16 protein-coding genes are annotated in these 14,304 nt (G+C 72.7%); 10 read left to right on the top strand and 6 right to left on the bottom strand.

The window, feature by feature from the left end:
- Positions 1–220: 220 nt before the first annotated feature.
- A complete protein-coding gene (locus tag ACZ7GX_RS27030; protein ID WP_498780570.1) occupies positions 221–1,429 on the bottom strand; it encodes a hypothetical protein in 1,209 nt (402 codons plus the stop codon).
- Between the two features lie 408 nt (positions 1,430–1,837).
- On the opposite strand from ACZ7GX_RS27030, the gene ACZ7GX_RS27025 reads away from it, so the two are divergent.
- Positions 1,838–2,905: an adenosine deaminase gene (locus ACZ7GX_RS27025; protein WP_498780568.1), complete on the top strand. Its 1,068-nt coding sequence runs from the start codon at positions 1,838–1,840 to the stop codon at positions 2,903–2,905.
- Positions 2,906–3,059: 154 nt separating this feature from the next.
- On the opposite strand, the gene ACZ7GX_RS27020 is transcribed toward ACZ7GX_RS27025, so the two are convergent.
- From ACZ7GX_RS27020 to ACZ7GX_RS27000, 5 genes are all read right to left on the bottom strand, one after another.
- Positions 3,060–4,268: a SatS C-terminal domain-containing protein gene (locus ACZ7GX_RS27020; protein ID WP_498780567.1), complete on the bottom strand. Its 1,209-nt coding sequence runs from the start codon at positions 4,266–4,268 to the stop codon at positions 3,060–3,062.
- A gap of 65 nt (positions 4,269–4,333) precedes the next feature.
- Positions 4,334–4,891 (bottom strand): YbaB/EbfC family nucleoid-associated protein, encoded by a 558-nt coding sequence (locus ACZ7GX_RS27015; protein ID WP_498780565.1) that lies wholly within the window; start codon positions 4,889–4,891, stop codon positions 4,334–4,336.
- Entirely contained in the window at positions 4,888–5,262 is a 375-nt protein-coding gene (locus tag ACZ7GX_RS27010) for a YbaB/EbfC family nucleoid-associated protein (RefSeq protein WP_498780564.1), read from the bottom strand. The genes ACZ7GX_RS27015 and ACZ7GX_RS27010 overlap by 4 nt, the downstream gene beginning before the upstream one ends.
- Before the next feature lie 14 nt (positions 5,263–5,276).
- The gene (locus tag ACZ7GX_RS27005; protein WP_498780562.1) at positions 5,277–6,446 is read right to left on the bottom strand and encodes a C40 family peptidase; all 1,170 of its coding nucleotides are present in this window, start codon (positions 6,444–6,446) and stop codon (positions 5,277–5,279) included.
- Position 6,447: 1 nt separating this feature from the next.
- A complete protein-coding gene (locus ACZ7GX_RS27000; protein ID WP_498780560.1) occupies positions 6,448–6,771 on the bottom strand; it encodes a hypothetical protein in 324 nt (107 codons plus the stop codon).
- Positions 6,772–6,956: 185 nt separating this feature from the next.
- Here ACZ7GX_RS27000 and ACZ7GX_RS26995 point away from each other — a divergent pair, with 185 nt between their 5' ends.
- From ACZ7GX_RS26995 to ACZ7GX_RS26955, 9 genes are all read left to right on the top strand, one after another.
- Entirely contained in the window at positions 6,957–7,466 is a 510-nt protein-coding gene (locus ACZ7GX_RS26995; RefSeq protein ID WP_498780559.1) for an SMI1/KNR4 family protein, read from the top strand.
- A gap of 161 nt (positions 7,467–7,627) precedes the next feature.
- The gene (locus tag ACZ7GX_RS26990) at positions 7,628–9,001 is read left to right on the top strand and encodes a collagen-binding domain-containing protein (RefSeq protein WP_498780558.1); all 1,374 of its coding nucleotides are present in this window, start codon (positions 7,628–7,630) and stop codon (positions 8,999–9,001) included.
- 79 nt (positions 9,002–9,080) lie between these two features.
- The gene (locus ACZ7GX_RS26985; protein ID WP_498780557.1) at positions 9,081–9,668 is read left to right on the top strand and encodes a type II toxin-antitoxin system antitoxin SocA domain-containing protein; all 588 of its coding nucleotides are present in this window, start codon (positions 9,081–9,083) and stop codon (positions 9,666–9,668) included.
- A complete protein-coding gene (locus ACZ7GX_RS26980; RefSeq protein WP_498780555.1) occupies positions 9,668–10,243 on the top strand; it encodes a Fic/DOC family protein in 576 nt (191 codons plus the stop codon). The genes ACZ7GX_RS26985 and ACZ7GX_RS26980 overlap by 1 nt, the downstream gene beginning before the upstream one ends.
- Before the next feature lie 59 nt (positions 10,244–10,302).
- Positions 10,303–10,830, top strand: a complete 528-nt coding sequence (locus tag ACZ7GX_RS26975; protein ID WP_230570390.1) for an RNA polymerase sigma factor — start codon at positions 10,303–10,305, stop codon at positions 10,828–10,830.
- Positions 10,827–11,594: a zf-HC2 domain-containing protein gene (locus tag ACZ7GX_RS26970; protein ID WP_498780552.1), complete on the top strand. Its 768-nt coding sequence runs from the start codon at positions 10,827–10,829 to the stop codon at positions 11,592–11,594. Before ACZ7GX_RS26975 ends, ACZ7GX_RS26970 begins: the two co-directional genes overlap by 4 nt.
- A gap of 14 nt (positions 11,595–11,608) precedes the next feature.
- Positions 11,609–12,397 carry an ABC transporter ATP-binding protein gene (locus ACZ7GX_RS26965; protein ID WP_498780550.1) on the top strand — a complete coding sequence of 263 codons (789 nt, stop codon included), beginning with the start codon at positions 11,609–11,611 and terminating at the stop codon, positions 12,395–12,397.
- Positions 12,394–13,737, top strand: coding sequence for a hypothetical protein (locus ACZ7GX_RS26960; RefSeq protein WP_498780548.1), 1,344 nt, complete (start codon positions 12,394–12,396; stop codon positions 13,735–13,737). Before ACZ7GX_RS26965 ends, ACZ7GX_RS26960 begins: the two co-directional genes overlap by 4 nt.
- Entirely contained in the window at positions 13,734–14,303 is a 570-nt protein-coding gene (locus ACZ7GX_RS26955) for a hypothetical protein (RefSeq protein ID WP_498780547.1), read from the top strand. Before ACZ7GX_RS26960 ends, ACZ7GX_RS26955 begins: the two co-directional genes overlap by 4 nt.
- Position 14,304 lies beyond the last annotated feature (1 nt).

Genomic DNA, 14,304 nt, shown 5'->3' with positions numbered 1-14,304 from the left:
CCACACCCCCCCCATCCCCCACCACGGAGGGGGTGTTTTTGTCCGAGTTTGTTGGGGGGGGGGGGGGGACCCCCCGAAACCCGACCAACAACGGACCCGCCGCCGAACCACCCACCGGCACACAAAAAAGCCCGGCCCGCACACAATCACGGACCGGACCTTCTCGGTTTACTGCTCACAAGCGATCAGCGGCACCACACCGTGATCAACCGGGAGCGGATCAGGCGCCCTCAGCCGTCAGATCGTCATCGTCCACGTTCCGGTTCTCCCCGGGCTTCGGCCCGTTCTTCCGGGTCCGCCGCTGAGGCCGCGGCAACGCGGTGGGCGGCGGGGGCGGCGTGGGCGAACCCCCGCCGAGGATCAGCTCGGCGAACGTCGCCATCGCCTCGTCCAACTGCCCGCCGATGCGCAGCTCCGACTCCTGGTTGCTCTTGCGCACCAGGCCGGCCAGCGAGTCGACGTCCGGCCGGGTCGCCAGCGTGCCCTCGACCTTGGCGATGCCCTGCTCCACCACGCCGGACAGCTCGCCGAGCCGCGACGCGAAGTCGTCCTCGACCGAGTCGAGCCGGGTCGCCATGGTGTCGAGCCGGGACGTCACCTGCTCCAAGCGCTGCGCCAGCGCCTCCAGGCGGTCGGTCGCGTCGACCTGGTCGCGGGTCTCGTCCAACGCCGCGTGCAGCGCTTCGCGGGCCTCGTCCAGCTTGCCCGTCATCGTGCTGCGCGTGTCGGCCAACTGCGCCACGAGCGACTCGCGCGTCTCGGTCAACGCCGCGTGCAGCCCGTCCCGCGTGCTGTTGACGTTGTCGCGGGTCTCGTCCAGCTTGCCGGTCAGGCCGTTCGCGGACTCCGTGACCGAGCGCTGCAACGCCTCACGCGTGCCGTCGAGGTGCTCGTGCACGCCCTCGTCGACCTCGTCCAGGCGACCGCGCAGCGCGGCCTCCAACGCCTCGATGCGCTCGCGCAACGGCCCGGTCACCGCGGCCGGCACCTGCTCGACCTTGCCGTCCTGCTTGTCCAGGTGGCCGTCGAGGTCGTCGAGGCGCTTGTGGATGTGGGAGAGCTTGTCCTCCAGGCCGTCCATCCGCCCGGCGACGCCCTCGAACCGACCCGTCACCCCGTCGAGCCGACCGTCGAGCTGCGCGAACGGCTTGGCGAGCTTGTCGACCAGGCCCTCGACGGCCCGACCGATGCCCTGCACGGCGGCGTCCTGGGCCTCCAGCTTGGCCAGCGCCTCGTCCAGCCGCTCGGCCAGCACGCTGACCTCGGTCCGGTCGGGCAGCTCGGACAGGCGCTTGCGAACGGAACCCAGCGACTCGAGCGGGGACATCCGCGCGTGGATCTCGTCCAGTGCGTCGAAGATCTGCTGCTGTTCGCTCTCACGGATCTCCGCGGCGCGCGTGAGCATGTTGCGCATCCGATCGAAGGACATCGTGGAGTTGTTGTTCTCGTTCACGGCTCGGGTGCCTTCGTCCAGGGGAGGGGAGACCTCCGGGAGCCTAACCAGGTTGGGGCGGCGGGCAGTAGCGCCCCCCGACCGGGACCGCCTGGATCGACCTTGCGTGTACTCCGTTGGAGTGACAGTTGTCGACCTTACCCCAACGTAACCGGCAGCGCGCCTGTGACTGCTCCGTGTGAGCATCCGCCGAGTGAGTGACTAAAGCCCGGTCACCAGTAGCGGAAAGTTCTGCATCACGACTGCACAACGGGTTCACGACAGCGAAAGCGGCACCTGATCGAGTGGTTCTGAACACACCGGGTGACGTGGGGGTGATCATACCGGTTCTTGATCAACGCAGCTCCGAACGACACGGCGTGTCACCGGTATACGGTGGCGCCCATGCCGACCCCGCTTACCCAGGAAGACCTTCGCCGCGCGCCGAAGGTGCTCCTGCACGACCACCTCGACGGTGGCCTCCGCCCGCAGACGGTGATCGAACTCGCCGAGGCCTGCGGCCACCAGGGCTTGCCCACCACGGACCCGGTGGCGCTGGGCGAGTGGTTCCGCGACAACGCCAACTCCGGCTCGCTGGTCCGTTACCTGGAGGGCTTCGCGCACACGTGCGGCGTCATGCAGGACGAGTCCGCGCTGGTGCGCGTCGCCTCCGAGGCCGTGCAGGACCTCGCCGCCGACGGCGTCGTGTACGCCGAGATCCGCTACGCGCCGGAGCTGTTCACCGACAAGGGCCTGAGCATGGAGCAGGCCGTCGAGGCGGTGCAGGAGGGCTTCCGCCAGGGCGAGGCCGCGTCGGGCGGCCGCATCCGGGTCGGCACGCTGCTGTGCGCCATGCGCCAGAACGACGGTTGGCAGCGCATCGCCGACCTCGTGGTCCGCTACCGGGACTCGGGCGTGGTCGGCTTCGACATCGCGGGCCCGGAGGCCGGGTTCCCGCCGAGCAAGGAGCTGTCCGCGTTCGAGTACCTGCGGCAGCAGAACGCGCACTTCACCATCCACGCCGCCGAGGCGTCGGGCGCGGAGTCGGCCTGGGAGGCCGTGCAGCTCGCGGGCGCCGAGCGGCTGGGCCACGGCGTGCGGCTGGCCGAGGACATCAAGGGCGACGAGGTCGGCCCGCTGGCCGCGTACGTGCGCGACCGGCGCATCGCGCTGGAGATGTGCCCGACGTCGAACGTGCACACCGGCGCCGTGGCGTCGCTGGCCGAGCACCCGATCAAGCGGATGCACGACCTCGGCTTCCGGGTCACCGTGAACACCGACAACCGGCTGATGAGCATGGTGTCGCTGACCGGCGAGTTCGCCACCGTGGTCGAGAACTTCGGCTTCGGCTGGGACGACCTGCGCAAGTTCACCGTCAACGCCGCCAAGGCCGCGTTCATCTCGCACGACGAGCGCCGCGCGCTGATCCAGGACGTCATCGAACCGGCTTACGCCGCTCTGTCCCAGGACTAGTCGCACGAACCAGTAGTCGCACAGACCGGTGGTCGCACAGACCGGTGGTCGCACAGACCGGTGGTCGCACAGACCGGTGGTCGCACAAACGCAGAGGTCGCGGGCTCCGATGGCTGCCCGCGACCTCTGCCTTTTCACTCGACTCTCTCGGCCTTTAGTGGACCTTGAGCCGGTCCTCGAACGCCGCCACGAGCGTCCGCCACGCCACCTGCTCGTCGTCGAACGGCGCGCTGGGCGCGAGCCGCGTCGGGTCCGGCTTGAGCACGTACGACACCAGCCACCCCAGCCGCTCGGACTGGTTCAGCGCGACCTTCACGGTGTCGTCGTTCGCCCACTCGCCGGCGTCCTCCAGCAGTTCGACCACGAGGTCGAGCTGCGTGGGGTCGATCGCGTCCGGGCCGTCGGCGATGTCCTCGTCCAGCCCCGTGAGCACGTAGACGTTGTCCGGGTCGACCTCGACCTCCAGGTCGCCGCCGGTCGCCTTGGTGACCAGCTCGCCCCAGGTCGACACCTCGGCCAGGTCGTTGTCGTCGGCCTCGACGATGAACCGGGCCAGCGCGCGCGGCGACCCGAACACGTCGATCCGGCCCTTGCGGCCGAGGAAGACCGGCTGGTCGTCCAGGTAGCAGCGCAGCGTGTAGTACTCGCCCGCGCCACTGATGATCTTGATCGGGTCGATGCCGACCTCGCCCCAGAAGCCGACCGGCTCGTCGCCTTCCTCTTCGTCCTCCTCCGCGGCGGCCGCGGCGGCCGCGTTGGCCTCCTCGAACTCGGCCAGTTCGTCCTGCGCGGCCTTGAGCGTGGTCTCGTCGACCTCCGGCGTGGTCACGACCTCGTCGATCGCGTCCAGCACCTCGTCCCACTTCTCCGCGACGACCTGGGAGATCTCGGTCCACAACGCCTGGCCCTCGCGGCCGGTGAACGGCAGCGTGCCCTGCGGGAGCAGCGCGAAGCCCTCCGCCGAGTCGAGGACCTCGTGCACCTTCTCCAGCTCGCAGACGTCCGCCAGCGACCGCACGATGGAGATCACGTCGGCGAGTTCGCCGATGACCCACGTGTCGGGCTCCTCGGAGACCAGCTCGGGCACGCCGACCAGGTCGAACTGGTGGTTGTCGTCCGGCGACAGCTCACCGACCGACAGCGCGGGCACGACGTGCCACGCGGGGTGGTCGGTCAGGTCGTGCTCTTCGGCCTTGCGCACGAACGCCGCCAAGTGCGCGGCATCGGGGAACGCGTACAGGTCCTCCTCGTGGCCGAGGAAGGCTTCCCACTCCTCGCCCTCTTCCCGCCAGCGCGGGGCCCACAGGGTGACGACATCACCCTGGGTGAGCCCCAGCTCGATCGGGACGATGTCCTGTGCCATCCGACCTCCCGGTCACGCCATGCCCCTTTGCGATGCGGGGGCAAGAGTACGGGGTCGATCACGCACTACTGCCGTTGACCACGGAAAGGGTCCGCGAAGTAGTCGTCGTCGTCCGTTTCCTCGGGTTGCGGGCGGGGCGCGGGGCGGCTCTTCACCTGTCCCGCCCACGGCGGCGGAGGCGTCCCGGTCGCGCTCCGCCGGTGTGCCGCCGGCGGCGTGACCTGCGACTGGACGGCCGCCTGCGGCTGAACGGCCGCCTCCGGCCGAGGGATCGCCGCCGACTCCGCCTGCGACCGAAGGGCCGCACCCGCCGTCTGCAAGGGCGGCGGCCCGGCGAACGCCTCCACCGCCATCGCCATGCTGTCGCCCAACGACTTGGCCAACTCGTTGTAGCTCTTCTGCACCGCCGCGTCCGTGGCCAGCCGCGCCGTCTCCACGACCAGCCTGCCGACCGCGTCCGGACCCTGCGCCAACGCGTTCGGGTGCAGGTCGAGCGCCTTGAGCTCACCCGACGCGGTCGCCGTGGCGCGGGCCAGGCGGGTCGGGTGCTCGGCGCTGCCGGTGGTGCGGGCCAGCACCTCGGTCAGGCCCTCGGCCGCCGCGAGCCGTTGTTCCTGCGTCACCGCGACTCCCTCAGGTACGTGCCGTCGAACTCGTCGTCGTCCGGACCGCGTTCGAAGCCGATCTCGGCCAACGCCCGCACCGCCGCCGGGTCGACCACGCGTTCCACCGTCCGGTGCAGGCGCGACGCCGCGTCACGGGACGCCCGCGCCGACACGCGCAGGATCTCGTCCGCCAGCGCCCGCGGTCCCATGTTCAACGCCGACGGCGAAACCCGCACCTCCTGCGGCGGCCCGCCGGGCGCGGCGACGACCGTGACCGCGCCGTCGGGTGACGACGCCCGGCCGAGCACCGGGCCGGTGCGGGCCGCGTGCTCGACGACCTGCCGCTCGGTGTCGGCGACCCGCCGGGCCGCCCGCTGCGTCTCGTCCACGTCCTCAGCCCGTCTCAGCCGGTCGGTCGGTAGAAGCCCATGAAGCCCATACCGCTGTTGCTCGTGCGGATCGGGTTGACCTGCACGGGGTCGCCCGCCTCCACCATCTGCCCGTTGCCGATCACCATGGCCACGTGCCCGTCCCACACCACCAGGTCGCCGGGCAGCAGCTGGTCCGGCGGCACGGACGCGCCCATCGCCTGTGACGACGCGGGCCGCGGGATGTCGAACCCGGCGCCGCCGTACGCCCACTGGGTCAGGCCGCTGCAGTCCGTGCCCTGGGGCGGGTTCGCGCCACCCCACACGTACGGGGTGCCCAGAGCGGACAACGCGTTGCGCACGGCGCGTGCGGCGGTCTCGTTGGGCGCTTCGGCGGAGCTGCCGTCGGGCAGGTTCACGCCGACACCGGTGCCGGGCTGCGGCGGGATCGCCACGGGCAGGCGCGGCCCGGTGGGCTCACCGCCACCGCCACCGCCACCGCCACCGCCACCGCCACCACCGCCACCACCGCCGCCACCGGACCCGCCACCCGACCCACCGCCGGACGAGGAGGACGACCCGCCGCTGCCACCCGCGTCACCGGCCGACGACGTCGACGTGGCGCCACCGCTCTCCACGCCCAACGGGTCGCCGATCCCGGCGAAGTTCGGGTGCGCCAAGCCCTGCAACTGCGCGACGACGGCCGTCAGCTCGTTGCGGACCTTGTCCAACTCCTGACCGGTCCTGCCCTCGTACTCACGGGCCTTCGCGGTCACCTCCGCCGCCACCGCGAGCACCGCGCCGATCCCGCCGAACGCGCCCGCCGCGACCGCCGCCGCCAGCCGGGGCCACGCCCAGCCGGTGAACTCGTCGATCAGGCCCTGGATCGCGGTCTTGCCGGCGTTCACCGCGTCCACCGCCGTGGTGGCGGCCTGCTGGGTGGTCGTCGCGTTGCGCGCCAACGTGCCGACGCCACCGGAGAACGCGGCGACGCGGGTCTGGAACGCGTTCGCCTTCTCCCCGTACCACTGGCTCATCGCGGCGTTCGCCGCGCCCGTGTGCCTGCCGTCGAGCTCGGTCAACGCCGTGGACGCCCGCCCGAACGCCTCGGCCGCGCCCGTCGCGCCGCCGGTGTCGCCCTCCAGCTTGGCCAAGTGGTCCTTCATCGGCTGGACCAGAGCCGCCAGGAAGCCGCCGACGTCCACGTCAGACCTGTGCCGCCCGGTCGAGGTCGGCGCTGGTGCGCGCCTCCTGCTCGGTGTACGCCTGGCCGGTCTTCGCGACCTCCGCGGCGAACGCCGACAACCCGGCCGACGCGGCGGCCACACCGTCCACTTGGGCCTGTGCCGCTCGCTGGAACGCCGCGCCGAGGCCGACCTCGTCGCCGATCTTGCCGAAGCTGCCCGCGGCCAACGACGTCGTGCCCGCCAACGTGGACGTGCCGACCGCGCCGACCTCGCTCGCCAGACCCGCCGCCGTGCTGCCGTACGCCGACAGCGCCGCGGTGTCGACGCCGAAACCCCGTTCCACCCTCGTCCCCCTTTTGGTGCCGTGCGAGCGCGATCCTGCCCCATCCGCCGGCGGGTTGTGCGGCGTTCGGCGAGATCCTGCCCCGATGAGCGGTACCACGGGCGGTGTCGTCACCTGATCATGTGTGTGTGGGTGTTTTGCGCCATTGGGAACGGATTGTGGCGTGGCTCGACCACCACGCCCCCTTGACCGGATCGGCGTTCGTGCCCCCCGAGGACAGCGCCGCGGTCGAGGCGTTGGCGGTCGCGAGCGGCCTCGAGCCGCCCGCCGACCTGCGCGCGTGGTGGGCGGTGTGCGGTGGCACCGCCGATTTGGCGTTCGCGGAGGTGCTGCCGCCGTTCTACACACCGCTCGGTCCGTCCAACGCGTTGCGCTCGTGGCGGTTGAAGGAGCGGTTCTGGCCGGCGGACCTCGCCACCGAGGCGGGCACGCCGACGACCGGGTTCCACCCGATGTGGCTGCCGATCGCGTTCGACGGGTGCGGTGACGCGTTGGCGGTCGACCTGCGGCCGGGCGTGCTGTCGGGGTGCGTGGTCGAGTGGGACCGCGAGGCGGGCGAGATGCTCAAACCGGAGTGGACGAGCCTGGACGAGATGCTGGACCAGGTCGCGACGGCCCTGGAGCACCGCGGCCGGCTCGGGCACTGCGAGCCGTTGGTGACGACGGACGGCCGGCTGGGCTGGTTCACGAACTAGTGGTCGTCGGTATTGGGCGTCGAACTCGGGGGTCCCGGGAGTCCGATCCGCGCGGGTGATCACCCTGGCGGGTGAAACGCGAGCGTGCCGGCGTGCCGAGTCCGGGTAGTTGCCCTTGGCTGCTCGGTGGGGTGGCGGATCGACCTCACCGGGAGCCGGACATGCAGATCAGTCGCGTTGGCGCGGTCGGCGCCGCGGTCGTCGTCGCCGTTGTCGCGATCGCCTGGGCGCCCAGCGCCGAGCCGAGGCTCCTGGCCGAGGTGAACCCCCTGCGGCCGGTCGCGCCGGGTGACGTGTACGCCGACCCGAGCCACGGGTTCCTCGTGCTGGTCGAGGGCGACGCCGGGCTGTACGAGAACGAGACCGAGGGGCCGGTGGCGGTCGGCGGCGACGTCCGGTTCCGGCAGTACAACGCGGGGCTCAACCACGCGGGCACCTACGTCCTGCCCGGTGACACCCGACCGACCAGCTTCGTGGTCGGCGGCGCGATCGACTTCGCCGGGAGCACCGGCACGCTCAGCGTGCTCAACAACTCCTACGCCAAGATCGGCGACCTGAGCGGAGCGGACGTGATCCCGTCCGGCGGCGTGACGTGGGTCGTGCCCGACGGCGCCGGTCCGGGCACCACACCGGGCGTCTCGATCCAGACCTCGGAGCCCGCCGAGTCGGTCGGCGGCGCGAGCGGGTTCGACTTCGCTTCGCTGTTCACGACGTACCGGAGCCTCAACGCGGAGATGTTCGCCTGCCCGTCCACCGTGACGCTGACCGACCAGAACGGCCAGGGCCCCTGGAACGGCACCGACCCGAACGCGACGATCGGCCTGCAGCCGGGCCAGAACGTGCTGACCCTGACGCCGGAGCAGCTCAGCGCGCTGGACAACATCAACCCGCGCAACGGCTACCTGCAACCCGGCGACGACGCGTGGTTGATCATCAACGTCGACGTGTCCGGCGACTACACCTTCGACCCGCCGAACGTGAGCTGGCAGGGCAACGAGCCGTCGCAGCACGTGCTGTGGAACTTCACCACGTCCGGGACGATCACGCTGCCGCCGAGCTCGCCCACGGTCTGGGGCACGATCTACGCGCCGAACGCCACCCTGGTCGACCTGAGCCCGTCCAACATCGAGGGCGCGGTGGTGGTCAAGTCGCTCGTGCACGGCGGTGAGACCAGCGGCAGCGGCGGCGAGATCCACTACGCGCCGTTCGACGACATCGTCACCACCTGCCGCACCAGCCCAACCACGACCACCACCACAACGACCACGACCACCACCACGACCACCACCACCGGCTCCACCACCACCGGCTCCAGCACCACAGGCGCGACGACCACCGGCACCACGACCGGCACCACGACCGGCGGCGCGACCAGCGCGACCACGAGCCACCCGGCGGCCGTCCTCCCGGAGGACGACCACCACCTGGCCGCCACCGGCACGTCCGTGCGCGGCCTGCTGGTGCTCGGCGGCGCGCTGCTCCTGTCCGGCGCGACCGCGCTGGGCCTGACCGGGCGGCGCGACCGGCGGAGCTGACCCACCCCAGCGCGCCCACCGCCGCCGCGATCTCCGGTAGAATGAGTAGTCGCAGCTCAGAGCACTCGCTGGAGGTGGCATGGCGGACGTCCACGACGTGGCCGCGGCCGTGCTCGACGGCACCGGGCCCGAGTCGCCGATGAAGTTGCAGAAGCTCCTCTACTACGCCCAGGCGTGGTACCTGGCCGAGCACGGCGAACCCCTGTTCGACGCCCGGATCGAGGCGTGGCGGCGAGGTCCCGTGGTGCCCGACGTCTACTACCGCCACCAGGGCCAGTCCGAGGTCTGCGCGTGGGAAGAGGGCGATCCGCACCGGCTCACCGACCGTGAACGCGCCGTCGTCGGTTCGGTGGTCGAGCGGTACGCGCACTTCAGCAGGCACGAGTTGAGCGACATGGCGCACGACGAGGAGCCGTGGCGCGCCGCGCGCGGCGACTTGGCCGAGTCCGAGCCGAGCAGCGCACCCCTCTCGCACGAGGTGATGGCCCGCTACTTCCGCCGGTTGACCAGCGGTGGCGAGGAGGCGATCGCCGAGGCCGTCGGCAGCGCCCGGCTGGAGGGCCTGGACGTGCCGGACGACGTGGTGGCCACGATGCGCGCCGTCGCGGCCGGCGAGCTGACCGCGGACGAGGCGATCGCCAGGGAGATCGAGGCGCTGCGCCGGTAGTGGACGACGACCCCTACCTGGACCCCGCGTCCGGGGTGCTGCGCAACAACCTGGGCCTGACCGACCCGATCGAGTGCGATTTCGCCGAGACGCGCCTGAGCACGATGCGCGTCGAGCAGCTCGCGCTGGCGCCCCTGCCCGGCCTGTACGACCTCGCCCACCTGCGTGCCTTCCACCGCCGCATCTTCGGCGACTTCTACCCGTGGGCCGGTGAGCTCCGGCGGGTCAACATCGGCAAGTCCTCCTTGTTCGCCGCCTGGCGGCAGATCGAGCCGTACGCGATCGGCGTGTTCGACGACCTGAAGAAGGAGCGCTACCTGCGCGGCCTGCCGCGCGAGGCGTTCCTGGACCGGTTCACGCACTACTTCGCCGAGGTCAACGCCGTGCACCCGTTCCGGGAGGGCAACGGGCGCGCGCAGCGGGCGTTCTTCCGCCAGCTGGCGCGGGAGGCGGGCTGGCGGGTCGCGGTGCACACGCTGGACCGGGTCGCGTTCACCGCCGCGTGCGAGCAGAGTCTGACCAGTTCGAACGACTCGTTGCGCGACCTGTTAGACACGGTGCTCAGCGTCGCGTGATGCGACTCAGCTCACACTGAGTCGAGAACCTTTTCCGCGAGCGGGGCGTCTTGCCGGGTGTGAACGAGGAGCAGTTGGTGCGCGCGGTGGCCCGTGGCGACCGCGCGGCCTTCGAGGAGCTCTACCGCCGCACGTCGCCGTGGCTGGCCGTGCGCCTGCGCCGCCGGTGCGCCGACGAGCAGGTCGTGGCCGAGGTCATGCAGGAGACGTACCTGGCGGTGTGGCGGGCGGCGGGGTCGTTCGCGGGCGCGGCGGTCGACGGCACGGCGGTCGGCTGGCTCTGGACGATCGCGGCACGGCGGCTGGTGGACGCGTTCCGCCGGCGTGCGCACCAGGCCCGGCCGCTGCCGGTGGCCGAGACCGCGGCCGCGCCCGCCGCCGAGGACGAGGTGCTGGCGGGCGCGCTGGGCGACGACGTGGGCGGCGCGCTGCGCGACCTGGCGCCGGAGCTGCGGCAGGTGTTGCAGGCGATGGTGCTGGACGGGCTGACCGTGCGCGAGACCGCGGTGCTGCTCGGGGTGCCCGAGGGCACCGTGAAGACCCGCGCCCGGCGGGCCCGGATCGCGATGCGGGAGGCGCTGTCATGAACGAGCACCCGAGTGCCGACTCGATCGCCCGCTACGCGGGCGGTGACGACCTGCCCGCCGACGTGCTGTGGGCGGTCGAGGCGCACCTGGAAACGTGCCAGACGTGCCGGCTGCGCCTGGCCGACGTGGCTCCGCCGCAGGTCACGGCGTTGACCGAGACCGTGTGGGCCGGGTTGGAGCCCGCCGGGCCGCCCGCCCACCGACGGCACCGGCTCGCGCGGTGGGCCACGCCGTCGTTGCTGCCGTGGCTGGCCATGACGGCGTTCGTGGTGCTGGCGGCGTTGTCGCTGGACGGGCTGCCCGGTCCCTCGGCGTCGTCCGCGGTCCTGCTGATCGCGCCGATCGTGCCCGTGCTCGGCGTGGCCGCGGCGTGGTCCCGGGGGATGGACCCGGCCTACGAACTGGTCGTCTCCACGCCACGGGCCGGGCTGCAGCTGGTGTTGCGCCGCACGTTCGCGGTGCTCGTGGCCGTGCTGCCGGCGTTGCTCCTCGGCGGGTGGCTGGCCGGCGCGTCGCCCGCGTACTGGCTGCTGCCGTGCCTCGGCGTCACCGCGGTGACGCTCGCGCTCGGCGGCGTGATCGGGATGCGCCGGGCCGCCGTGGCCGCCGCGTGCGCGTGGGCGGTGCTGGTGGTCGGTCCGGCGGTGGTCGTCGGCGGTGTGCCCGGTGTGCTCGCGCCGGGCGCGGCGCCGGTGTGGGCGGCGGTGCTCGTCGGGGGCGCCGCCGCCGTGTTCTTCAGGTCCGCGGCCTACGCGCGGCTGTGACGGAGGGAGGGCTCGTGGCACGTGTGGTGAGCGCGGCGGAAGTCGCGCCGACGGGGTACGCCTGGCAGGTCGAGGCGAGGGGTCTGCGCGTGCGCGCCGGCCGGACGATGGCGGTGGACGGGCTGGACCTGCGGCTCGGCCGCGGTGTGCACGGGCTGCTCGGGCCGAACGGCGCGGGCAAGACCACGCTGATCCGGTCGCTGGCGACCGTGCTGCGGCCCGTGTCGGGGACGTTGGAGGTGTTGGGCACGTCGGTGTCCGGGCGGCTGGACCTGCGCCGGGTGCGCCGCGCGCTCGGCTACCTGCCGCAGGACTTCGGGTACTACAAGCGGTTCACGGTGCGGGAGTTCGTCGAGTACATGGCGTGGCTCAAGGAGATGCCGAAGCGGGACGTCCCCGGCGCGGTGCAGCGGGCCGTCGAACGGGTCGGGCTGGCCGACCGCGCGGACGACCGGCTGAAGACGCTGTCCGGCGGCATGGTGCGGCGGGCGGGCATCGCGCAGGCGATCGTGAACGACCCCGAGGTGCTGCTGCTCGACGAGCCGACCGCCGGGCTGGACCCCGGCCAACGGGTCCGGTTCCGGGAGTTGTTGCAGGAGTTGGGTTCCGACTCGTGCGTGGTCGTGTCGACGCACCTGGTCGAGGACGTCGCGGCGGCGTGCACGGACGTGGTGCTGGTCTCCGCGGGCAAGCTGGTCTTCCAGGGCACGCCCGCCGAACTGGCGGCGGCCGGCGGGCCGGACGACGTCGGCGACAGCCCGATCGAGCGCGGCTACTCGGCGCTGCTGGGCGGTGCGTGGTGAGGATCCTCGGGATCGAGGTGAAGCGCAGCACGGCGTTGGTGCTCGGCGCGCTGATCGCGGTGGTCATGGTCGGCATGCTGTTCTGGGGGCCGTCGACCAAGAGCAGCACCGCGTGGAACCGGCAGTGGACGACGTTGGCCGAGTGGATCCGGTTCATGCTGGCGTTCTCGTGGCCGTTGGCGCTCGGCGCGGGCGCGTTGCAGGGCCTGCGCGACCGGCGGTCGGGGGTGGAGGAGCTGTTCGGCTCCACGCCGCGGCCGCGTGCCCAGCGGGTCGGGTGGACGCTCGGCGCGGTGGCGGTCGGGATCGTCGTGGCGTACGCGGTGGTGTTCGCGGTCGGCGCGGTGCAGGTGGTGTCGGCGACGGACTACTTCCACTGGGGCTGGCTGCCGGCCGCCCTGGTCGGCGCGCTGGCGCTGGTCGGCGTGGCGTGGCTGGGCGTGGGTCTGGGCCGGCTGGTGCCGTCGCCGTTGACGCCACCGGTGCTGGCGGTCGCCGGGTTGGCGTTGACGTCGCTGGGGGTGGGCCGGCCGGGGGACGGTCTGCCGTGGACCGCATTGCTGCCGACGCTGCCGTTCCCGAGGTCGGTGTTCGCGGCGGTGCCCGGTCCGGTGAGCGCGGTGCAGGCGGTGTGGTTCGTCGGGATCGCGCTGACCGGGTTCCTGCTGGTGGCGCTGCGCCGGCGGTGGCTGGGCGCGCTGCCGGTGCTGGTCGCGGCGGCGGTCGCGGTGCCGTTGCTGCCCGCGACGGCGGAGGAGGCCGTCAAGGCCGATCCGGTGGCCGCGGAGCTGATCTGCGTCGAGCAGCTGTGCCTGACGCGGGCGCACGAGCACGAACGGGCGGCGTTGACGGGGCCGGCGCGGGAGGTGCTGCGGTTGATGGCGAAGCTGCCGTCGCCGCCCACGTCAGTGCGGGAGGTCGGGCTGGAGGAGCGCGGGGAGCGGGACCTGCGCCTGCCGGAGGCGACCGACGCGGTGTGGGTCGACCTGGACGAGTTCACCTACTTCCGCCGCACACCGCTCACGGCGGACCAGGTGACGACTTACTGGTTGGCCGGCGCCGGGACGCGCACCTGCTACGGCGATCACATCCCGAGGACGGTGACGCGCGAGGTCGCGGCCCGCACGGTGATGACGGGGTGGCTGACGGGCCGCCTGGAACCGCTGCCCGTGTACCGGCTGTGGTTGGGCGAGGAGACCGACGGGCTGGTCGCCGACGCCTGGGAGCACCTGCGCGCCCTGCCGGAGCCCGAGCAGGCGGCCCGCGTCCAGGCGGCGCGCGAGGTGCAGGCGGCCTGCTCCGGCGACCCGCTGACCACCCTCACGGGCGGTGCCCTGTGACGCGGTGGCTGGTCCTGCACGCCCGGTCCCGGTTGGTGCCGGCGTCGGCGGCGGCCGTGGTGGGTGGGGTGGTCGGGCTCGTCGCGCTCGCCCCGCCGCACGGCAGCCCGCAGTTGGCCGCCTTCGGCGCGGCCATCGGGGTCGCCGCGGTCGCGACCGGCTTGGGCTCGCACGACCTGGAGCTCGACCGCACGGCCGCGTTCGGCTGGCCGCCCCGCCGGGCCGCGCACCTGCTGCTCGGCGGCACGTTCGTCCTCGCGCTGCTGCTCGTGGCCGGCCGCGTCGCCGACCCCATCGCCACCGACGCGTTCCTGCTCCGCGACGTGGTCGGCCTCGGCGGCCTGGTGGCACTGGGCGCGCTGCTGTTCGGCCCCCGTGCCGCCTGGGCGCTGCCGGTCGGCTGGACCGGCGTCACGCTCGTCGTCCCGCGCGGCGACGAGCACTGGCTCAGCCGCCTGCTGACCTGGCCGGTGCAACCGCCCGGCACCACCTCGGCCACCGTCACCGCGGTCGTGCTCGGCTGCACCGGCCTGCTCGCCTACAGCTGGTTCGGCTGCCGCCGCTGAC

The organism is Actinosynnema sp. NPDC037264, from assembly GCF_055603705.1.
The sequence above is the reverse complement of the archived record's forward strand: the minus strand, read 5'-3'. Positions and strand labels throughout refer to the sequence as shown.